This window comes from Streptomyces sp. CNZ301, assembly GCF_004217425.1.
On the sequence record NZ_SHLG01000001.1, the window covers coordinates 4349727 to 4370492 of the forward strand.

Annotated in this window: 18 protein-coding genes and 1 tRNA gene; 12 read left to right on the forward strand and 7 right to left on the reverse strand. The window is 68.6% G+C overall.

The window, feature by feature from the left end; all coding sequences use genetic code 11:
* Positions 1-120 precede the first annotated feature (120 nt).
* Entirely contained in the window at positions 121-1002 is an 882-nt protein-coding gene (locus EV375_RS18750) for a rhomboid family intramembrane serine protease (protein ID WP_130300449.1), read from the forward strand.
* A 360-nt stretch (positions 1003-1362) separates the two neighbouring features.
* Here the strand turns inward: EV375_RS18750 and crgA are convergent, their stop codons facing one another.
* Positions 1363-1623, reverse strand: coding sequence for a cell division protein CrgA (gene crgA / locus EV375_RS18755; protein WP_130300450.1), 261 nt, complete (start codon positions 1621-1623; stop codon positions 1363-1365).
* Positions 1624-1748: 125 nt separating this feature from the next.
* Here crgA and EV375_RS18760 point away from each other — a divergent pair, with 125 nt between their 5' ends.
* The 5 genes from EV375_RS18760 to EV375_RS18775 all read left to right on the forward strand — a co-directional run bounded on the left by EV375_RS18760 (position 1749) and on the right by EV375_RS18775 (position 6297).
* Positions 1749-2486 carry a DUF881 domain-containing protein gene (locus EV375_RS18760; RefSeq protein WP_130300451.1) on the forward strand — a complete coding sequence of 246 codons (738 nt, stop codon included), beginning with the start codon at positions 1749-1751 and terminating at the stop codon, positions 2484-2486.
* Between the two features lie 119 nt (positions 2487-2605).
* On the forward strand, positions 2606-2773 hold the full coding sequence (locus EV375_RS29195) for a hypothetical protein (RefSeq protein WP_165434771.1): 168 nt from the start codon (positions 2606-2608) through the stop codon (positions 2771-2773).
* Complete coding sequence (locus tag EV375_RS18765; RefSeq protein WP_130300452.1) at positions 2773-3435, forward strand: aminodeoxychorismate/anthranilate synthase component II; 663 nt, start codon at positions 2773-2775, stop codon at positions 3433-3435. The genes EV375_RS29195 and EV375_RS18765 overlap by 1 nt, the downstream gene beginning before the upstream one ends.
* A gap of 737 nt (positions 3436-4172) precedes the next feature.
* Positions 4173-5504: a class E sortase gene (locus EV375_RS29785; RefSeq protein WP_130301952.1), complete on the forward strand. Its 1332-nt coding sequence runs from the start codon at positions 4173-4175 to the stop codon at positions 5502-5504.
* A 25-nt stretch (positions 5505-5529) separates the two neighbouring features.
* Entirely contained in the window at positions 5530-6297 is a 768-nt protein-coding gene (locus tag EV375_RS18775; protein ID WP_130300453.1) for a class E sortase, read from the forward strand.
* Positions 6298-6453: 156 nt separating this feature from the next.
* On the opposite strand, the gene pknB is transcribed toward EV375_RS18775, so the two are convergent.
* From pknB to EV375_RS18805, 6 genes are all read right to left on the reverse strand, one after another.
* The gene (pknB, locus tag EV375_RS18780; protein ID WP_130300454.1) at positions 6454-8445 is read right to left on the reverse strand and encodes a Stk1 family PASTA domain-containing Ser/Thr kinase; all 1992 of its coding nucleotides are present in this window, start codon (positions 8443-8445) and stop codon (positions 6454-6456) included.
* Between the two features lie 220 nt (positions 8446-8665).
* Complete coding sequence (locus EV375_RS18785; protein WP_130300455.1) at positions 8666-10132, reverse strand: peptidoglycan D,D-transpeptidase FtsI family protein; 1467 nt, start codon at positions 10130-10132, stop codon at positions 8666-8668.
* Between the two features lie 46 nt (positions 10133-10178).
* Positions 10179-11573, reverse strand: a complete 1395-nt coding sequence (locus EV375_RS18790; protein WP_055484731.1) for an FtsW/RodA/SpoVE family cell cycle protein — start codon at positions 11571-11573, stop codon at positions 10179-10181.
* 16 nt (positions 11574-11589) lie between these two features.
* The gene (locus EV375_RS18795) at positions 11590-13155 is read right to left on the reverse strand and encodes a Stp1/IreP family PP2C-type Ser/Thr phosphatase (protein ID WP_130300456.1); all 1566 of its coding nucleotides are present in this window, start codon (positions 13153-13155) and stop codon (positions 11590-11592) included.
* Positions 13156-13177: 22 nt separating this feature from the next.
* Positions 13178-13684: an FHA domain-containing protein FhaB/FipA gene (locus tag EV375_RS18800; protein ID WP_055484733.1), complete on the reverse strand. Its 507-nt coding sequence runs from the start codon at positions 13682-13684 to the stop codon at positions 13178-13180.
* 9 nt (positions 13685-13693) lie between these two features.
* A complete protein-coding gene (locus tag EV375_RS18805; RefSeq protein WP_130300457.1) occupies positions 13694-14512 on the reverse strand; it encodes a DUF3662 and FHA domain-containing protein in 819 nt (272 codons plus the stop codon).
* A 399-nt stretch (positions 14513-14911) separates the two neighbouring features.
* On the opposite strand from EV375_RS18805, the gene EV375_RS18810 reads away from it, so the two are divergent.
* The 6 genes from EV375_RS18810 (at position 14912) to EV375_RS18835 (ending at position 20733) form a co-directional block, all read left to right on the forward strand.
* Positions 14912-14995, forward strand: a tRNA-Leu gene (locus EV375_RS18810).
* A gap of 415 nt (positions 14996-15410) precedes the next feature.
* Positions 15411-16646 carry an ROK family protein gene (locus EV375_RS18815; protein ID WP_130301953.1) on the forward strand — a complete coding sequence of 412 codons (1236 nt, stop codon included), beginning with the start codon at positions 15411-15413 and terminating at the stop codon, positions 16644-16646.
* A gap of 16 nt (positions 16647-16662) precedes the next feature.
* Positions 16663-17469, forward strand: coding sequence for an ABC transporter permease (locus tag EV375_RS18820; RefSeq protein ID WP_130300458.1), 807 nt, complete (start codon positions 16663-16665; stop codon positions 17467-17469).
* Entirely contained in the window at positions 17466-18245 is a 780-nt protein-coding gene (locus EV375_RS18825) for an ABC transporter ATP-binding protein (protein ID WP_130300459.1), read from the forward strand. The genes EV375_RS18820 and EV375_RS18825 overlap by 4 nt, the downstream gene beginning before the upstream one ends.
* 95 nt (positions 18246-18340) lie before the next feature.
* Positions 18341-19270 carry an aliphatic sulfonate ABC transporter substrate-binding protein gene (locus EV375_RS18830; RefSeq protein ID WP_130300460.1) on the forward strand — a complete coding sequence of 310 codons (930 nt, stop codon included), beginning with the start codon at positions 18341-18343 and terminating at the stop codon, positions 19268-19270.
* Entirely contained in the window at positions 19267-20733 is a 1467-nt protein-coding gene (locus EV375_RS18835) for a sulfatase family protein (RefSeq protein ID WP_130300461.1), read from the forward strand. The genes EV375_RS18830 and EV375_RS18835 overlap by 4 nt, the downstream gene beginning before the upstream one ends.
* Positions 20734-20766: the final 33 nt, after the last annotated feature.

Consider the following 20766-nt stretch of genomic DNA (forward strand, 5'->3'; position numbering starts at 1 on the left):
GGCCCTGGGGGCGCGGCCCCGCCGGGAGCCGGGAACTGTTCCGCCCCGCCTGACCGTAGGAGAAGACGAGGCGGAACAGTTCCGTACGACGTGAGACCGGGACGAGGGGGAGAGAGGGCCATGGAGGAGCAGCACCGGGCGGAACCGCGGGTGACGTACTGCTACCGGCACCCCGACCGGGAGACCGGCATCAGCTGCGTCCGCTGTGAGCGCCCGATATGTCCAGATTGCATGGTCCCGGCCTCCGTGGGATTCCAGTGCCCCGAGTGCGTGAAGTCGGGCTCCGGCACGGGCCACGCGCCGTCCGCGAGCACGCCGCGCACGATAGCGGGCGGTGTGATCGCCGCCGACCGCCGCCTGATCACCAAGGTCCTCCTCGGCGTCAACGTGGCCGTCTTCGTCGCGGTGCTCGTCGCCGGCGACCGGCTGGTGAATGGTCTTCTGCTGTTCGGCCAGGCGGTCACCGAGCCGTACGGGCCGGTCGAGGGCGTCGCGCAGGGGCAGTGGTACCGCCTGCTCACCTCGATGTTCCTGCACCAGGAGATCTGGCACATCGCGATGAACATGCTGGGCCTCTGGTTCCTGGGCCCGCCCCTCGAAGCGGCCCTCGGACGCCTGCGTTTCAGCGCCCTCTATCTGCTCGCCGGGCTCGGGGGCAGCGCCCTGACCTTCCTCGTCTCCGCTCCGGGGCAGGCGTCGCTCGGCGCCTCCGGCGCGATCTTCGGGCTCTTCGGCGCCACGGCAGTGCTCATGCGCCGCATGAATCACGACATGCGGCCGATCCTGATCCTGCTCGGCATCAACCTGGTCTTCACCTTCACCTGGCAGGGCATCTCCTGGCAGGCGCACATCGGCGGGCTGGTGGTCGGTGCGCTGATCGCGTACGCCATGGTGCACGCGCCCCGGAAGAACCGGCGGCTGGTGCAGTTCGGCTCGTGTGCCGTGATGGCGGCGCTGATCGTGGCGGCCTGCGTCGTACGGACGCTCCAGCTGCTGCCCTGAGTGTTTCCGCCTCCGGCGCACCCGCTCTGACCGGGCGTTTCGACTCGTTGTCCACAGCGAGTTCCGGATCTTGTGCATGGCGTACGGAACGGCTGTCCAGACTCGCTCACAGGTACGTTTTCCCTGCACAGAAGGGTCGCAGGCAGTTGAGCTGCCGAAAGTACCGATACTACGGGCGTCAACTCACTCAGAGTTATCCACAGATCTTGTGAAAGTTATCCAGCCCTGTGGATCAGCCTGTGGATAACTCGTCGTGTGAGCGGCAGCGCCCCACGTGGGCACGCCCTTCGTGCCGTGCGACCCGCGGCTCGTCGACCGCCGAGGGGCCCGGCACTCAGGGCAAGTCCCAGGAGCGGACCGCTACTTCCACTGCGTGGAGACGACGAACCCCGCAGCGATGAAGCCGAAGCCGACCACGATGTTCCAGCTGCCGAGCGACTCGACGGGCAGCTTGCTCTGCGTCACGTAGAACACCACGATCCACGCGAGGCCGATGAGGAACATCGCCAGCATCAGCGGTGCCACCCACCTGCCACCGGAGGTGCCGAGGCTGATCTCGGTCGCCTTCTTCTCCGGGGGAGGTGTGAACTCTTCCTTCTTGCGGATCCGTGACTTCGGCACGAGAGTCTCTCCTGTCGACGGCTTCCCTTACCGCGATGGGCCCTTCGGAACGGGCCCGAGGGGGATGTGACGCTGTGGTGGTCCGTTAGCGTAGTGCTTCCCCGCGGTGGAGGGAGACGAGGGTAGTGACCAGATTCCGAATCCGTCCTGCACGGCTGGCCACCCTGGGGGTCTTCGCCCTCGCCGGTCTCATCTTCTGGATCAGTTTCAACACAGCACATGGTACCGATCTGCGTTCGGACTCCTCCATGCTGCGTCTGTCCGACCTGATCCAGGAGCGGAGCCGCAAGAACGCCGAACTCGACGCCTCCTCCGCCGCCGTGCGCAGCCAGGTCGACCGCCTCGCACAGCGCGACAGCCGAAGCAGCGGCGAGGAGAACCGGAAGCTGTCCGGCCTGGAGGAGGACGCCGGAACCAAGAAGGTCTCCGGGGCGGGGCTGACCGTCACCCTCGACGACGCCCCTCCGAACGCCACCGCGCAGATTCCCGGAGTGCCCGAGCCGCAGTCCAACGACCTCGTCATCCACCAGCAGGACCTCCAGGCGGTCGTCAACGCGCTCTGGAAGGGCGGCGCCGAGGGCATCAAGATCATGGACCAGCGGCTGATCTCGACGAGCGCCGTTCGCTGTGTCGGCAACACCCTGATCCTTCAGGGCCGCGTCTACTCACCGCCGTACAAGGTGACCGCCGTCGGCGACCGGGCGCGGCTGCAGAAGGCCCTGGACGGCTCGCCCGCGATCCAGAACTACCTTCAGTACGTCGACGCGTACGACCTGGGCTGGAAGGTCGACGAGCGCAAGTCCGTGACGCTCCCCGGCTATTCCGGCACCGTCGACCTCCGCTACGCGAAGCCGAGCGGGTGAAGCGGCCGCACGCCCGGGACGCTCTTGACCGACTGGCCCACTCGGCCATGGCGGCCCCGTACTCTGGTGTGCGCGTCCGGAAGGCGACGACCGACTGTGAGGAAGGACGGCACGCAGGGATGTACGGCTGGATCTGGCGGCATCTGCCTGGCAACACATGGGTGCGGGCGCTCTGCTCGCTCGTGCTGGCCCTCGGGGTCGTTTTTCTGCTCTTCCAGTACATCTTCCCGTGGGCGGAGCCGCTGCTGCCGTTCAACGACGTGACCGTCGACGGCGGTGGGAGCTGATGGGCGCCACCCGCATCCTCGTCGTCGACAACTACGACAGCTTCGTCTTCAACCTCGTCCAGTACCTGTACCAGTTGGGCGCCGAGTGCGAGGTCGTACGGAACGACGAGACCGAACTGCGCCACGCGGACGACGGGTTCGACGGCGTGCTGCTCTCGCCGGGGCCCGGCACACCCGAAGAGGCCGGTGTGTGCGTGGAGATGGTGCGGCACTGCGCTGCGAACGGTGTGCCGGTCTTCGGTGTCTGCCTGGGGATGCAGTCGATGGCCGTCGCGTACGGCGGGACCGTGGGGCGTGCCCCCGAGCTGCTGCACGGCAAGACGTCGCAGGTGCTGCACGAGGGTGCCGGCGTCTTCGCCGGTCTGCCCTCCCCCTTCACCGCCACGCGCTACCACTCGCTGGGCGTCGACGGCGATGGTGTCCCGGAAGGGCTGGAGGTGACGGCGCGTACGGCGGGTGGCCTCGTGATGGGGCTGCGCCATCGTGAACTGCCGGTCGAGGGAGTGCAGTTCCACCCCGAGTCGGTCCTGACCGAGTGGGGCCACCTGATGCTCGCCAACTGGCTTGCCGAGTGCGGCGACGCGGGTGCCGTTGAGCGTGCCGGCGGGTTGTCCGGGGTGCGGCCCGCCGCCGCCGGGAGCGCGGTCGCGGGGGGCAGGTGAGGGGGATGCCCCCCGAGGGGGAGAACGCCTACGGGCGGCCGTACGGCAGTCCTTACGGAGACGCGTACGGCGATCCCTACGGTGAGCGGGACGACGACGACCCGTACAGTTCGCGGACTTCACCGGGTACCCGGGCTTCCCATGTGCCCTCGGGCGAGTGGGCCCACGGGCAGGGTGAGGACTTCCAGCGCGCCGTGGACGCGCTCGACGACCCGCTGAGCGACCCGCTTCCGGGGCAGAGCCCCCGGCGTGTGGGCGGGGACCACGCACAGGGCGGGAGCCGGCCGGGCCAGGGGTATACCGGGCAGAGCCAGTCCGTGCAGGGGTACCAGGCGCAGGACCAGCCGGGGCAGGGGTACCAGGCGCAGGACCAGCCGGGGCAGGGGTACCAGGCGCAGGGCTACGGCTCGCAGGGCTACGCGTCCCAGGACCACACCTCGCAGGGGTACGCATCCCAGGGGTACGGCGCACAGGGGTACGGCTCCCAGGGCTACGGCGCACAGGGCCATGTACCGGGGGCGTACGAAGACCAGGGGCGCCACCAAGGGCAGCAGGGGCAGCAGGGGCAGCAGTCCGGGCAGGCGGAGCAGGAGCCGGAGGGTGTCTCGGCCTGGTTCCGTCCTCATCGCGAACCGGAGCCGGCAGCGGGGACGGGCGAGCCCGTACACCTGACGCAGGGGCAGCAGCCCGGCGCCCCCGTCTCCTCCCCGCGGCAGGACTACGGCGGCGGGCGCCAAGTGCCGTACGGCGGTGGGCAGTCGGCGACGCCGGGGCAGTGGCAGGACCAGAGCCGGGGACAAGGACAGAACCAGCAACAGCAAGGACAGCAAGGACAGCAAGGACAGCAGGGCCGGCAGGCACAACAGGGACAGGGGCGGGGCCAGGACGGGACACACGGCTGGCAGGCCGGGGCGGGAACGCCCGCCGGGCCGCCCGTCACAAGGCGGCTTGGCCGCCCGGACGTCGGGAACCACCCCGGGCCGGCGCCCGCTCCCGGTCCTCAGTCGCCGCCGGGTGCCGGGCGCCCGGAGCAGGGGGCGGACGCGTCCGCTCCCGTGCCTCCGCGCCGTCGCGACGCGCGGCTGTCCGAGACCTCGCCGCTGCCCGTCGTCGACGAGCCCGGCAGTGCGCACCGCTCGGCCCGGGGATCCTCGACCGGGCTCTCGGCGGAGCGTTCGGCGCGCAGCGACGGCGACGATGACGAGCTGACGAACACGCGCACCGTCGGCCTTGTCCGGCCCGGGTCGGAGGAGCTGGCGGGACGTGCGGCCCGCCGCCGTGCGGCCCAGCACCGCGGCCGGGGCGGCAGCGCGCCACCGCCGCTGCCGCGGACGGCCGGCACCCGGCTGGAGGCCAGGCGCGCGGAGCGTGCACGCCGTGAGGGCCCCGCGATCATCGCCAGCCGGTTCCTGGGCGAGGTGTTCATATCGGCCGGTGTCCTGATGCTGTTGTTCGTCGCGTACCAGCTGTGGTGGACGAACGTACTGGCCGGCCAGGAGGCCGGCGGCGCCGCGCAGAGCCTCCAGGACCAGTGGAAGGGCGGCAAGAAGGGGCTCGACCCCGAGCGCAGGACCGGCAGTTTCGCGCCGGGCGAGGGCTTCGCGATCCTCTACCTGCCCAAGCTGGACGTCAGGGTCCCCATCGCACAGGGGATCTCGAAACCGGCGGTGCTCGACAAGGGTCTCGTCGGGCACTACGACAAGCAGCCGTTCAGCACAGCGATGCCCTGGGACAAGAAGGGCAACTTCGCTCTGGCGGGCCACCGCAACACCCATGGCGAGCCGTTCCGTTACATCAACCGCCTCGTCGCGGGGGACGACATCGTGGTGGAGACAGCCACCAAGTTCTACACGTACAAGATGGCCAGCCGGCTGCCTTCCACTTCGCCTTCGAACACCCGGGTGATCGAGCCTGTTCCGCAGGGGTCGGGTTTCGAACGACCGGGCCGGTACGTCACGTTGACCACGTGCACGCCCGAATTCACTTCGAAATACAGGCTCATTGTCTGGGGCAAAATGGTCGAGGAGCGTCCGCGGAGCAAGGGCAAACCGGACGCCCTGGTCGGGTAGGGGACAGCAGAAACGGGCGGTAGCGGTGTCACAGACCAAACACGTCAGGGGCCGGGGGCCCGGCTCGTCGTCGTCCTCCCCGCCGCCCCATCCCGCGTCCGAGCGTGGACGCCGGGCCACGCGCCGTCGTCGCCTGTCGGCGACGGTCGGGTGCGTTGGCGAACTTCTGATCACGGCCGGCGTCGTGCTCGCGCTGTTCGTCGCGTACTCGCTGTGGTGGACGAATGTGCTGGCCGAGCGCGACTCCAAGAGCGCCGGCAACAAGGTCCGTCAGAGCTGGCTCCACGACCGCACCCCCGGCGCCCTCGACACCAAGGACGGCATCGGCTTCCTGCACGTGCCCGCCATGTCGCGCGAGGAGGTGCTCGTGATGAAGGGCACCGACGCGAAGGAGCTCAACAAGGGAGCGGCGGGCTACTACACAAAACCCGTCAAGTCGGGGATGCCGCAGGACCAGTCGGGCAACTTCTCGCTGGCGGCCCACCGTGACGGGCACGGCGCGAAGTTCCACAAGATCGACAAAATCGAGAAGGGCGACGCGGTCGTCTTCGAGACGAAGAACACCTGGTTCGTCTACAAGGTCTACTCGATCCTGCCGCGCACCAGCAAGTACAACGTCGACGTGCTGGACGCGGTGCCGAAGGAGTCGGGCAAGAAGACCGAGGGGCGGTACATCACGCTCACCACCTGCACCCCGGTCTTCACCTCCAAGTACCGCTACGTGGTGTGGGGCGAGCTGGAGCGCACGGAGGACGTCGACGCGAAGCGGACTCCGCCGAAGGAACTCCGCTGACGCTGCGGCCTGTTGGCAGAACCAGAAAGGCCGTCCCGCACGAGGCCCGTTCCCTTCTCGCTCCGCCGCGGTGGCGGCCGCCCCGACACGAACGCGTCCCCGCGGCGATGCCGCGGGGACGCGTTCACGTGTGCGCCGAGGAACCGGCGCCCTGCGTCAGGACTGGCCCTTCCTGTCCGGCAGTCCGGCGGGGCCTCCGAAGAAGCCGCCGTCGTCGCCGCCTCCACCGTCCTCACCCGGCTTTCCCTGGCGGGCGAGGATGGTGACCGTGTCGCCCTTCTTGCCCTGGGTGTTGGCCGGCGGGTTGGTGGTGATCACGGTGGCGTTGTTCTCGTCGGGCGCCCCCTGCACCTGGACCTGGAAGCCCGCCTGCTCCAGCGTCTTCCGGGCGTCCTTGACCAACTGGTCCGTGACGTCGGGGACGGTGGCGGGCTGGTCGTCGGGCGCCTTGGCGATGGTCAGGGTCACCTGGGAGCCGGCCTTGGCCTCCTGGTTGGCCGCCGGGTCCTGCGCGAGAACCTCGCCCGCGGCCTTGTCGGGGGCGTCCTGCTCCTTGCTGGCCACCTCGAAGCCGGCGGCCTCCAGCTGCGTCTTCGCCGCGTCGAACTGCTGGCCGACGACGTTGGGCACCTGCCGGGTCTGCTCCTGCGCGACGGTCAGAACTATGGTCGAGTTCTTCGGCGCCTTGCCGCCGCCGTTCGGGTCCTGCGTCAGCACGGTGCCCGGCGTCTCGTCGGACTGCTGGAACTTCCGCTTGACCTGGAATCCCGCGCTGCGCAGCTCCTGCTTGGCGTTGGCGTAGGACTTGCCCTCGACGTCGGGGATCTCCACCGGTGCCGGACCCTTGGACATCGCCAGGGTGACCGTGTCGCCCCGCTTGATCTCCGTGCCCTTTGCCGGGTCCGACGAGCAGACCGTGTTCTTCTTCTGGTCGCAGAACTTGCTCTCGCCCTTGGTGACTTCGAAGCCGCCGTTGCTGGCGAGCTCCTTGGCCTGGCTGTAGCTCTGGCCGGTGAGCGCGGGCACTTCGACGGTGTCCCCCGGCCCGCCGCCGAAGAGCGTCTTACCGATGAAGATCGCGCCGACGAGGATGAAGACCGCCGCGAGGACGAGCAGGACGGTCGAGGCCCTGCTCCGGCTCGGACCGCGGCGCCTGCCGCGTCCGTCGTCGTAGTAGCCCCCGTTGTCGTCGCCGACCGGCGGCATCATCGAGGTCTGGGCGTCCTGCGCCCGGAGCGCCGTGGTGGGCTGGTCGTCGGGGTAGCCGCCGTAGCCGACCGCACCCATGGCCGCGGTGGCCGCGACCGGCTGACCGTCGAGGCACGCTTCTATGTCGGCGCGCATCTCATCGGCGCTCTGGTATCGGTAGTCCGGGTCCTTGACCAGCGCCTTCAGGACGATCGCTTCCATGTCGGGAGAGATCTCGGGGTCGAAGACCGTCGGTGGCTGCGGATCTTCCCGTACGTGCTGATAGGCGACCGCGACTGGAGAGTCGCCGACGAACGGCGGGCGGTTGGTGAGCAGTTCGTAGACCAGGCAGCCCGTGGAGTACAGGTCCGAGCGGGAGTCGACCTGCTCGCCCTTGGCCTGCTCCGGGGAGAGGTACTGGGCGGTGCCGATGACGGCGGCGGTCTGCGTCATGGTCATGCCGGAGTCGCCCATGGCCCGGGCGATGCCGAAGTCCATGACCTTGACCTGGCCGTTGCGGGTGAGCATGACGTTCGCCGGCTTGATGTCGCGGTGGACGATGCCGCTGCGGTGCGAGTACTCCAGCGCCTGGAGAATCCCGACGCACATCTCCATCGCGCGCTCCGGCAGCAGCTTGCGTCCGGAGTGCAGGAGCTCGCGGAGGGTGGATCCGTCCACGTACTCCATCACGATGTACGGGATGGAGACGCCGTCCACATAGTCCTCGCCGGTGTCGTAGACAGCGACGATCGCGGGGTGGTTCAGCGAAGCGGCCGACTGGGCCTCGCGGCGGAACCGGGCCTGGAACGACGGGTCACGAGCCAGGTCTACGCGGAGCGTCTTGACCGCGACGGTCCTGCCCAGGCGCGTGTCATGGGCGAGGTACACCTCGGCCATGCCGCCGCGGCCGAGCACTGAGCCCAGCTCGTACCGGCCGCCGAGGCGACGCGGCTCTTCCATAGTCTCCAGCCCTCTCCGTTCGTCCGGGCCCGTATCTGATATACGGCACGGCGGTGTGCTGCTCGGGATACGGTACCCGCCCACTCGCGCGGGTCGGTCGTGACTGTGGTGACTGGCGTCACCTCTTGCGGTGCCGCCGGGGTGGTTTCGGTCACGTTCCCCGAACCCGCCGGGCGAACTGCCGTATCCCGGTGGATCTTGGCGGCGCGGCCCGAGCACGTCATTGCTTGCCCTCGAGCACTGCCTTCATCACGCCCTTGGCGACCGGAGCGGCGAGCTTACCGCCCGCGATGTCGCTGCGGAGTGTGTCCGAACCCTCGATGACGACGGCCACCGCGACGGGTACGGAACCGTCCTGATCCTTCGCGTATGAGATGAACCACGCATAGGGGTTCTCGCTGTTGTTCTCACCGCGCTGGGCGGTGCCGGTCTTGCCTCCGACTGTGACGCCCGGGAGCTGCGCACTGGTTCCCGTGCCCTTCTGGACCACGGTCTCCATGCCCTGCTGAAGCTTCTGCGCGTTCTCGGACGACAGCGGCCGGCTCATCTCCGTCGGCTTGTGCTGCTCGACGACGTTCAGGTTCGGCGCGACCAGCTGGTCCACCATGTAGGGCTTCATCAGGGCGCCGTTGTTGGCCACCGAGGAGGCGACCATCGCCATCTGCAGCGGCGTCGCGCGGTTGCTCGCCTGCCCGATGCCGGCCATGGCGTTCTGCGGCCTGTTGTCCTTCGGGTAGACGCTCTCGGCGGCGCGGACCGGGGTGTCCAGCTCCTTGTCGTTGAAGCCGAACTTCTCCGCCGTCTCCATCATCTTCTCGTTGCCGACGCGGTTGCTCATCTGCGCGAAGACGGTGTTGCAGGAGTAGCGCAGCGCGTTGCGCACCGTGGCGTTCTCGCAGGGGATGTTGCCGTCGTTGCCGAGCTTGGTCTGCGAATCGGGCAGCTTGTACGGGTCCGGGCTGTCGGTCGCCTTGTCCAGGTCGTACTCGCCGCTCTCCAGGCCCGCCGCCGCCGTGACGACCTTGAACGTCGAACCGGGCGGGTAGGTCTGCCGCAGCGCCCTGTTGAGCATGGGCTCCTCGTCGTTCTGCTCCTTCTGCAGCTTCGACCACTCGGCGGTGTCGGACTTGCCGTTCCCGGCGAAGCTGGACGGGTCGTACGAGGGGGTGCTCGCCAGGGCGAGGATGGCGCCGGTCTTCGGGTTTATCGCCGCGACCGCGCCCTTCTTGTCGCCCAGCCCGTCGAAGGCCGCCTTCTGCGCCTTGGCGTTGAGCGTCGTGACGACGTTCCCGCCCTTCTGCGGCTTGCCCGTGAGCATGTCGATCGTGCGGTTGAAGAAGAGCCGGTCGTCGTTGCCGGTGAGGATGCCGTCGTTGAGGGCCTCCAGCTGGTTCGCGCCGAAGGCCTGCGAGGCGTAGCCCGTCACGGGCGACCACATCGGGCCGTTCTTGTACGTGCGCTTGTAGCGGAAGTCGCCGCTCTTGGTGTCCGTGGAGCCGGTGATCGCCTTGCCGTCGACGATGATGTTGCCGCGCGGCTGCGAGTAGCGCGCGATGGCGACCCGCCGGTTCTTCGGATCGGTCTTGAGCTCGTCGGCCTGTACGAGCTGGATCCAGTTGTCGCGTGCCAGCAGGGCGAGCACAAGCAGGCCGATGAAGATCGCGATCCGGCGCAGTGGCTTGTTCACTGTGCATCACCTCTCACGAGTAGCCGGGTCACGTGTGCGTTCGTCGTCATGGGCGGACCACCTGCGTCATCTCGGCGTCCGGTGACGGCGCCGGGGCAGGGGCGGGCCTGCGCGCCGTATCGCTGATCTTGAGGAGGATCGCCACCAGCGCCCAGTTGGCGATCACGGACGAACCGCCCTGTGCGAGGAAGGGCATCGTCATACCGGTGAGGGGGATGAGCCCCATCACGCCGCCGGCGACGACGAAGACCTGGATGCCGAACGCGGCGGAGAGGCCGACGGCGAGCAGCTTGCCGAAGGGGTCGCGGGCCGCGAGAGAGGTGCGGATACCGCGCTCCACGAGCAGCCCGTACAGGAGCAGCATCGCCATGACACCGGTGAGGCCCAGCTCCTCGCCGACGGTGGCGAAGATGTAGTCGCTCTTGGCGGCGAAGCCGATGAGCCGCGAGAAACCCTGCCCGAGCCCGGAGCCGAGGACCCCGCCGGAGCCGAAGGCCCACAGCGCCTGCGCGGGCTGCTCGGAGCCGTCCTTGAAGGCCTGCATCGGGTCGAGCCAGTCGTCGACGCGGCCCTGCACGTGCGGCTCGAAGCTTGCGACTGCCACGGCGCCGACGACGGTCAGCGCGAGCCCGAAGACGATCCAGCTGGTGCGCTCCGTGGCGACGTACAGCATGACCACGAAGAGCCCGAAGAAGAGCAGCGAGGTGCCCAGGTCCGTCTCGAAGACGAGGATGAGGACCGAGAGCCCCCAGATGACGAGAATGGGGCCCAGGTCGCGGCCGCGGGGCAGGTAGAGGCCCATGAAGCGGCGGCTGGCGAGGGCGAGCGCGTCACGCTTGACCATCAGGTAGCCGGCGAAGAACACCGCGATGATGATCTTCGCGAACTCTCCGGGCTGGAGCGAGCCGACGCCGGGGATCGTGATCCAGATACGGGCACCGAAGCGAGGCGGGAAGAACACCGGGAGGATCAGCAGGATCAGCGCCGTCACCATCGAGATGTAGGTGTAGCGCTGGAGCACCCGGTGGTCCTTGAGGAAGACCAGGACGGCGACGAAGAGGCCGACGCCGAGCGTGGACCACATCAGCTGCGTGGGGGCGGCGGCGCCCCCGGGCAGCGGTTCGAGGTCGAGCCTGTAGATGAGCACGAGGCCCATGCCGTTGAGGAGCGTGGCGATGGGCAGCATCAGCGGGTCCGCGTACGGGGCCCAGCGCCGCACGACCATGTGCGCGACTCCGGCGAGCAGGCACAGGCCGAGGCCGTAGCCGAGCATGCCCGCGGGGAGCGCGCCGTCCTTCGCCAGGCCGACGTTGGCGTAGGCGAAGACCGGGATGAGCACGGCGAACACGAGCATCGACAGCTCTGTGTTGCGGCGGCTCGGCAGGCCTCCCGGGGAGACCGTCGTGTTGCTGCCGGTGTTGGTCATGACGTTGCTGCTCATCACTGCCGGAGCCCCCTTACGGTGCGGTGCACTGCCTGGCGAGCTGCTGCTGCTTCTCCGACAGCTTCGGGCTCTGCGAGGGCGACGGAGAATCGCTGGGGTCCTTGTTCTCGGCGGAGTTCTTGTCCGCGTCCGCGGAGTTCTTCTCCGCGTCCCCCTGCTTGCTCTGCTCGTCCTTCTTCTCGTTCTTGTCGGCCGGGGGCTCGGCGGGCTGCTCGGCGATGATCCGGCAGACCTTGGCCTGCTCCTCCAACTCGTCGGCCTTGTCGCGTGCTTCGCCGATGCTGCTGGATGCGATGGTCTCGCGGACCTGGTTGCGCTGGTAGCCGGGCAGGTACTTGAGTTCGACGCCGGGGCGGTCCTGGTAGACCTCGTTGAGGCTGAGGCCCGCAAGCTCCTGGCTGATGCCGCGGTAGAGCGCGATGTGGTCGTCGTTGGCGCCGACGTAGTACTGGGTCTGGGTCCAGCGGTAGCCGCCGTACAGTCCGCCGCCGACGATGATGAGGATCATCGTGAGCCACAGGGACCGGCGCAGCCACCTTCTGCCGCCCCGGCGCTTGACGAAGTCGTCCTCGGTGTATCTGCCGAAGCCGCCGTCCGGACCGTCGCCCATGTTGCCGCTCCCGGGGGGACCGAAGCCCTCGCCCGGGTTCTGCGAAGGCACGGACTGGCCCGCGCTGCGCCCGAGTTCGGCTGCGCGGGCCGCCGGAGTCCGCGCGGCGCCGAGGTCGCCGCCGAGCGGCGTCTGCGACTCCGCGACGGCGCCGACGACGACGGGGGTGTCGTTCAACTGCTGCCCGAGGGCGTCGTTCTCGTCGACGTCGACGACGTCGGCGACGATGCACGTGATGTTGTCGGGCCCGCCGCCGCGCAGCGCGAGCTGGATCAGCTCCTGCACCGTCTCCTGCGGGCCCTGGTAGCTGGCGAGGGCTTCCTCGATGGTCTGCGGGCTGACGACGGTCGGAAGGCCGTCGGAGCAGATGAGGTAGCGGTCGCCGGCGCGTACTTCCCTGATGGACAGGTCGGGTTCGACGTGGTCGCCGCTGCCCAGCGCGCGCATCAGCAGGGAGCGCTGCGGGTGGGTGGTGGCTTCCTCCTCGGTGATGCGCCCCTCGTCGACCAGCTTCTGCACCCAGGTGTGGTCCTGGGTGATCTGCGTGAGCTGTCCGTCACGCAGCAGGTACGCACGGGAGTCGCCGACGTGTACGAGGCCGAGCCGACGGCCCGTCCACAGCAGGGCGGTGAGCGTCGTGCCCATGCCTTCCAGCTGCGGGTCCTCCTCGACCATGCCGCGCAACTGGTCGTTGGCGCGCTGCACGGCGACGCCGAGGGAGGTGAGGAGGTCGGAACCCGGGATGTCCTCGTCGAGCTGGACGATCGTGGAGATCACCTCGGAACTGGCGACCTCGCCCGCGGCCTGGCCGCCCATGCCGTCGGCGACCGCGAGCAGGCGCGGGCCGGCGTATCCGGAGTCCTCGTTGTGGTCCCGGATCATGCCGTCGTGAGATCCGGCGGCGAAGCGCAGTGACAGACTCATGCGCACCTCGCCCGTCGGCTCCGGATACATCCGCACGGTGCCCACCCTCCGGTCGTCATGATCTGTACTACTTCCGCAGCTCGATGACCGTCTTGCCGATGCGGATCGGCGCTCCGGGCTGGATCGGCGTCGGAGTGGTGAGTCGGGTCCGGTCGAGATAGGTGCCGTTGGTGGACCCGAGATCCTCGACGATCCACTGGCCGTCACGGTCCGGGTAGATCCTGGCATGCCTGCTGGAGGCGTAGTCGTCATCCAGCACAATCGTGGAATCGTGCGCGCGGCCGAGCGTGATCGTCTGACCCTGCAGTGCCACCGTCGTACCGGTCAGCGACCCTTCGGTCACCACCAGTTTGCTCGGTGCGCTCCGCCGGCCACCGCCGCCGCGGCGGCCGCTCTGCTGGCGCGGGGGCTGCTGGCGCTGCTGCGGCCGTTGCCCTTCGGCACGGCGAGCGGCGCGCTGCGTCACGCGCGTGCCGAACAGATCGCTGCGGATGACCTGCACGGCCACGATGACGAACAGCCACAGTACGGCGAGAAAACCCAGCCGCATGACCGTGAGGGTCAGCTCTGACATGCCCCCGCTTCACCCTTCGGCTTGCCGGTAAATGATCGTGGTGCTGCCCACGACGATGCGTGAACCGTCGCGGAGCGTAGCGCGAGTGGTGTGCTGTCCGTCCACCACGATGCCGTTAGTCGATCCGAGATCCTGGATCGAAGCCGGGTCTCCCGCGCGGATCTCGCAGTGCCGCCGCGAGACCCCGGGGTCGTCGATGCGCACGTCGGCCTCTGTGCTGCGGCCCAGAACGAGGGTGGGGCGGGAGATCTGGTGGCGGTTGCCGTTGATCTCGATCCAGCGCCTCGTCTCGGCGCGCGGCATGGAACCTCCGCCGCCGCCGGGCGCGTAGCCGGGCGGCGGGCCCGCCGGCATGGGCGGTGCACCGGCCGGGCCGGCGCCGGGCGGGTAACCGCCTTGACCGCCATAGGCGTTGTTCGGTGCGCCTGAAGCGCGCTGCGGCTGCTGCGAGGCGCTGGAGGCGAGGGTACGGCTGCGTACGCGGTAGAGACCGGTGTCGAGTTCGTCGGCCTTCTCGAGATGGACCTTGACCGATCCCATGAAGGTGTACCGCTGCTGTTTTGCGTAGTCTCGTACCATTCCGCCCAGTTCGTCACCCAGCTGACCCGAGTACGGGCTGAGGCGCTCGTAGTCGGGTGCGCTCAGCTCGACGATGAAGTCGTTGGGCACGACCGTCCGGTCCCGGTTCCAGATCGTCGCGTTGTTGTCGCATTCACGCTGGAGGGCGCCCGCGATCTCCACAGGCTGTACCTCGGACTTGAACACCTTCGCGAAGGTGCCGTTGACCAGGCCCTCAAGTCGCTGCTCGAAGCGCTTCAGAACTCCCACGTTGCACCTCCTTCCCAGATGCCCTCGGCCTTAGTGCGTCCTCCGGTCTCACCCGGGGGCGCGCAAGCTGTGTTCGTACGTCGGTCCGGTACTGCTCAGGCCCGGTACTGCTTACTGATCGTATCCACGCGCGAGGGGAACGGGTGGTTCCCCTGGGGCGCCCGACGGAGGAGTGTCACCTCTCACACCTCACACCCTCGCGCTCCCTGACCCTCGCCGTCACACCCTCGCATGGATCGCGCCGTCCTCGAAGCCAGTGTCCCGTAGTCGTACGGGCACCGGCCGGGGCGGACCGGGATGTGAAGCCACCGCTGCCAGCGTGCTAATCTTTTGGACGTCGGAAGGCCCCTGAAGGAAGCCCTCCGGCCGTCTCCTCGCTCAGAGCGAGGGACACCCGATGCGCGGGTGGCGGAATAGGCAGACGCGCTGGATTCAGGTTCCAGTGTCCGAAAGGACGTGGGGGTTCAACTCCCCCCTCGCGCACACAGAGACACCGACGAAACGGGTCTCCGCAGGTGACGAAAGTCGCGGCGGGGGCCCTTTCTCGTTGGCCCGACTTCAAGCGCCCTCTTGAGGCGCTTGATCCACGGATATGAGCACTGTTTCTACGTGCAAAGGCCCACACCAGGACGATCTTCCCGATTGCGGGCCCTAGTTGGTGATCTTCAGTTGCGGTGACCAGAGTTGATCAAGCGGTGGTCAGTGCCAGATGGCCCGTGGGCGGCCAGACAGCCGGTGGGAGTCCAGCTGCCCAGCGGCTTGGTGCGTCGCCGATGTGAGTTCTACGGCGCGGGCGTTGCCCGGCCAGGGCAATGGTGTCCACCCAGTTCTTGATCTTTCTGCGGGGTGGGCCCTGAACTATTTTTCCGAGTCATTGACGAAAATGCCCCGGGTCAGCATGCTGTGCGCCATGGAGTCCCACGACGGTCCCCTGACCCGGCTGCGGCGGGGCCACGAGGAATTGGTGCTGGACCTCTTGCGCAAGCACGGCCGGCTGAGCCGGGGCGAGCTGGGCAAGCTCAGCGGGCTGTCCCGCACGACGCTCTACGACATCGTCGGCGGACTGCTGGCCAGTGGTGCTGTGGTCGCCTCCGCTCCCGGCGCCGGGCCGCGCAAGCGGGGCCGGCCGGTGGAGACGCTGACCCTCAACCCCGAGGCGGGGCAGGCGATCGGGATCGACTTCGCTCGACGTGCGGTGCACGTGGCCGCCGCCAATGTCGCGCACGAGATCGTCGGATCCGCGAGCGAGTCGCATGCGGGGGATCTGTCCTGGGTGGAGCGGACCGATCTCGCGCAGCGTCTGGTCCGCTCGCTGACCGGAGGGACGCTGGAGTTCGGTGCCCTCAGCGCCGTCGGCGTGGGCGTCGTCGGGCCGGTCGCCGAACCGGGCGGCGAGAGCGCGCATGCCCGCGGTGTCGATGGCCTGCCGGAGCTGCTCCATAAGCGCTTCGGGGCGCCGGTACTGGTGGACAACAACACGAGGCTCGCGGCGCTGGCCGAATCGGTATGGGGTGCCGCGGCAGGCGATGAGGACGTGCTCTATCTCCGGCTGTCGCACGGTGTCGGCGGTGGCCTCGTGGTGGGTGGTTCACTTCACCGCGGTGCGTACGGGCTTTCGGGCGAGTTCGGGCACATCACGGTCGAGGGGGCCGGGATGCGCTGTGAATGCGGCGGGGTCGGCTGCCTGGAGACCGTGGCCTCGGTGGGGGGCGTGCTCGACTCTTATCGCGCCGCCGGCGGATGCGCCGAGAACGTCTCCGCGTTGGTGGCGGCGCTCGACTCGGGCGACGAGGCGGCGCGGGACGTGCTGCGCGCGGCGGGTTCCCAGGTCGGCACCGTGCTCGCGGCGGTGTGCAACGCGGTCGGGCCCGGCGTGATCGTGATCGGCGGTGAACTGGCCGCGGCCGGGGACGCGTTGACCGAGCCGGTCGAGGAGGCGCTGAGCGCGCACGTCCTGCCGCTCTCGCGGCACCGGCTCGAGGTACGCAGGGCGGCGCTCGGCGAGGTCGGCGGCGCCCTCGGCGGCATCGGGCTGGTGCTGCGCGAATCTTCCCTGCTCTCCCGCTACCCGACGGGGCACCGCCCGGACCGCGAGGCCCAGGGGGAGCGACCGGATGCCGAGGAGGACCGATGAAACGGGTGAGGCACCCATGGCCGTGATCACCACACCTGAGAGGAAACTCGAGCCCGCAACCGAGCGGCGCGTCCCACGGCGAGCAGGACGGCCGTTGGTTCTCAATCTGGTCGCGCTCGCGATCGGCCTGACCGTGTGGGCGCTGGCGTCCCTCGGGGTGGAGAACCTTCCCGGGCCGGTCAGCGTGGCGGAGCGCGGGGGCGAGATGATCGCCGACGGTTCGCTCCTCGGCGACACGCTGGCCAGCCTGCGCCGGGTCTTCACGGGCTTTGCCCTGGGCACCGTGGTGGCCGTCCCGGTCGGCTTCCTCATGGGCTGGTACCCGCTGGCCCGGGGACTGATCGAGCCCTTCGTCCAGTTCTTCCGCACGATCCCGCCGCTGGCACTGATTCCGCTGGCGATCGTGCTGATGGGTATCGGAGAGACGCCGAAGGTGTTCGTGATCTTTCTGGCGGCGTTCATGTCCTGTGTGGTGGCGGCCTTCCAGGGTGTCGTGGACGTGGACCGGACACTGATCAACGCCGCGCGCGTACTGGGGGCTTCGGACCGGACCATCTTCGTCAAGGTCGTCGTCCCGGCTTCCACTCCGTTCATCCTCGTCGGGATGCGGATCGGACTCGGCGCGTCCTGGGCGACCCTGGTGGCCGCCGAACTGGTCGGCGCACAGGAGGGGTTGGGCTTCCGTATGCAGAAGGCCTCGACCTGGTACGAGATCCCCACGATCTTCGCGGCGCTGATCACCATCGGCGTGCTCGGCCTGGCCATGGACCGGCTGCTGCTGCTCGTCGAACGACGGCTCACCGGTTGGCAGGAGCGCCGATGACAAACAAGATCTCTTTTCAGGACGTGGTCAAGACCTTCCCGATGAAGGACACCACCTTCGTCGCGCTCGACCACGTGTCACTGGACATCGCCGACCGGGAGTTCGTGACGGTCGTCGGCCCGTCCGGCTGCGGCAAGAGCACCCTGATGAGCATGGCGGCGGGACTGGTCACGCCCACGGCGGGCCAGGTCCTGGTGGACGGTGCGCCGGTCACCGGGCCGGGACCGGACCGCGGTGTGATCTTCCAGCAGTACGCCCTCTTCCCCTGGCTGACGGTTCGTCACAACGTGGAGTTCGGTCTGAAGCTGGCGGCGCTGCCCGCCGCGGAGCGCAAGCGGCGCGCCGACCACGCCATCGATCTGGTCGGGCTCGGGGACTTCGCCGACGCGCTCCCCAAGACGCTGTCCGGCGGCATGAAGCAGCGGTGCGCGATCGCCCGCGCGTACGCGGTGAATCCCCAAGTGCTGCTGATGGATGAGCCGTTCGGAGCGCTCGACGCACTGTCCCGGGTGCAGTTGCAGGACCAGCTCCTGGGCACCTGGCGGCAGGAGCAGCGCACCGTCCTGTTCGTCACGCACGACGTCGACGAGGCGGTCTACCTGGCCGGCCGGGTGGTCGTGATGGCCGCCCGGCCCGGCCGTGTCCAGCAGGTCCTGGAAGTGGACCTCCCGTATCCGCGTACCGAGGAGATCCGGCTCTCCGCCGAGTTCCGGCAGATCCGGAACGAGGTCTGGCACGCCGTCTACCACCAGCCGCAGGCCGCACCCGCTGCCTGACCCCCCACTTCTGCCGAGTTGTTCCCCGAGAGGACTGTCTCATCGTGCGTAGAAGCAGTATTCGGCGTGCCCTGGCGGCCGCCTCAGCAGTAACCATGCTGGCGCTCCCCGTAAGCGCGTGTGCGGACGACACCGCCAACGACTCGACGGTCAACTTCGGGTACATCGGCGACTACAACGGCGTCAGCCTGCTGGCGGTCGCCGAGAAGCAAGGACTGTGGAAGGAGGCGGGTCTCACTCCCGAGGTGAAGGCTTTCAACAACGGTCCGGTCCAGATCCAGGCGCTCGGAGCCGGCAACCTCGACTTCGGATACATCGGCCCCGGCGCCATGTGGCTGCCCGCATCCGGCAAGTCCAAGGTCGTCGCGGTCAACACGCTCGCCTACGCGGACCGCGTCATCGCGCAGCCCGGCATCACCTCGATGAAGGACCTCAAGGGCAAGAGGGTCGGTGTCCCCGAGGGCACCTCCGGCGACATGGCGCTCAACCTTGCGCTCGAGAAAGCGGGGATGACCACCAAGGACGTCGAGAAGGTGCCGTTGGACCCCTCGACGGTCGTCTCCGCCTTCTCCTCCGGGAAGATCGACGGCGCGGGAATCTGGTACCCGCTCATAGACACCATCAAGAAGAAGGTGCCGGACCTCGAAGAGGTCGCCAGCACCCGCGACATGGGCACGTCCTTCCCGACCGCCTTCGTCGCGGCCAACAAGGTGAAGCCCGAACTCACCAGCAAGGTGATCAAGGTGCTCCAGAAGGCCAACGACTGGCGGGCCAGGCATCCCGAGGAAGCCATCAGCGAGTCCGCCAAGATGCTCAAGCTCGACGAGAGCAAGGTCAAGGCCGACGCCGCGAACGTGGAGACCCTCACGACTGCCGATCTCGTCGCCAAGACCAAGAACGGCACCGTCGATGCGTGGCTGAACAACCTGGGTCACTTCTTCGTCCGTGCGGGCCAGCTCAAGTCCACGCCGAAGCCCTCCAGTTACTACACCGGCGACCTCTACACGAAGGCGTACGCCAAGTGAACCTGCTGTTCCTGATGACCGATCAGCACCGCGTCGACACGCTGGGCTGTTACGGCAACCCGCACGCCGCCACCCCCCACCTCGACGGCCTGGCCGCGACCGGCACGCGGTTCGAGCGGTGCTACACGCCCACAGCCATCTGCACGCCGGCCCGGGCCAGCCTGCTCACCGGCCAGGCGCCGTTCCGCCACCGGCTGCTGGCCAACTACGAACGCAACGTGGGCTATCTGGAGGACCTGCGCGAAGACGCGTTCACCTTCGCGGGCGCGCTGCAGGAGAGGGGCTACCAGCTGGGCCTGATCGGCAAGTGGCACGGGGGCACGCACCGCAACGCCGCCTCGTACGGATTCGACGGGCCGGACCTGCCCGGCTGGCACAACCCCGTCGACCACCCCGACTACCTGGCCTACCTGGAGGAACGGGGCCTGCCGCCGTACCGGATCTCCGACCACGTGCGCGGAACCGCACCCAACGGCAACCCCGGCAACCTGCTCGCCGCACGCCTGCACCAGCCGGTCGAGGCGACCTTCGAGCACTACCTCGCCACCCGCGCCATCGAACAGCTCGACCAATACGCCGCCGACGGCCGCCCGTTCTTCCTGGCCACCCACTTCTTCGGGCCCCACCTGCCCTACCTGCTGCCCGACACGTACTTCGACCGCTACGACCCGGACCTCGTGGAAATGCCCGCGTCGATCGCCGAGACCTTCGAGGGCAAACCGCCGGTGCAACGCAACTACAGCGAGCACTGGACGTTCGACACCATGCCGATCGAGGTCACCCGCAAACTCATCGCCGTCTACTGGGGCTACGTCACGCTGATCGACGAGCAGATCGGCCGCATCCTGACCCGGCTCGACGAACTCGGCCTGAGCGACGACACCTCGGTCTTCTTCACCGCCGACCACGGCGAGTTCACGGGCGCCCACCGGCTGCACGACAAGGGCCCGGCCATGTACGAGGACATCTACCGCATCCCCGGCATCGTCCGCATCCCCGGGGCCGCCCCGCAGGTCAGGCCCGAACTCGTCACGCTCACAGACTGCACGGCGACCATCCTGGACCTCGCCGGCTGCGATCCCGAGCCCGCCGTCGACAGCCGCAGCCTCGTACCACTGGTGCGCGGAGAACACCCGGTCTGGGCCACCGACGTGGTCGCCGAATTCCACGGCCACCACTTCCCCTACCCGCAGCGGATGCTCCGCGACGAGCGCTACAAACTCGTCGTCAATCCCGAGTCCGTCAACGAGCTGTACGACCTCGTCGAGGACCCCAGCGAGCTCCACAACCGGTATCAGCACCCCGAGTTCGAGCCCGTACGCCGCCGCATGCTGCGCCGGCTCTACGACCTGCTGCGCGAGCGGGGCGACAATTTCTACCACTGGATGACACCGATGTACGACATCGGTGCCTCCGACCACGACCCCAGCCTCAGCTCGTTCGAGCTGGAGGGCACCGACTGACCGCGGTCCGCCGACCTGGCCTCTCTGTACGCG

Bases quoted from the DNA above. Each gene is read 5' to 3' on its own strand.
- EV375_RS18765 (WP_130300452.1), top strand. From the start codon at position 2,773: ATGGGCGCCACCCGCATCCTCGTCGTCGACAACTACGACAGCTTCGTC.
- EV375_RS18800 (WP_055484733.1), bottom strand. From the start codon at position 13,684: ATGTCAGAGCTGACCCTCACGGTCATGCGGCTGGGTTTTCTCGCCGTA.
- EV375_RS18825 (WP_130300459.1), top strand. From the start codon at position 17,466: ATGACAAACAAGATCTCTTTTCAGGACGTGGTCAAGACCTTCCCGATG.
- EV375_RS18820 (WP_130300458.1), top strand. From the start codon at position 16,663: ATGGCCGTGATCACCACACCTGAGAGGAAACTCGAGCCCGCAACCGAG.
- EV375_RS18815 (WP_130301953.1), top strand. From the start codon at position 15,411: ATGCTGTGCGCCATGGAGTCCCACGACGGTCCCCTGACCCGGCTGCGG.
- EV375_RS18750 (WP_130300449.1), top strand. From the start codon at position 121: ATGGAGGAGCAGCACCGGGCGGAACCGCGGGTGACGTACTGCTACCGG.
- EV375_RS29195 (WP_165434771.1), top strand. From the start codon at position 2,606: ATGTACGGCTGGATCTGGCGGCATCTGCCTGGCAACACATGGGTGCGG.
- EV375_RS18790 (WP_055484731.1), bottom strand. From the start codon at position 11,573: ATGAGCAGCAACGTCATGACCAACACCGGCAGCAACACGACGGTCTCC.
- pknB (WP_130300454.1), bottom strand. From the start codon at position 8,445: ATGGAAGAGCCGCGTCGCCTCGGCGGCCGGTACGAGCTGGGCTCAGTG.
- EV375_RS18830 (WP_130300460.1), top strand. From the start codon at position 18,341: ATGCTGGCGCTCCCCGTAAGCGCGTGTGCGGACGACACCGCCAACGAC.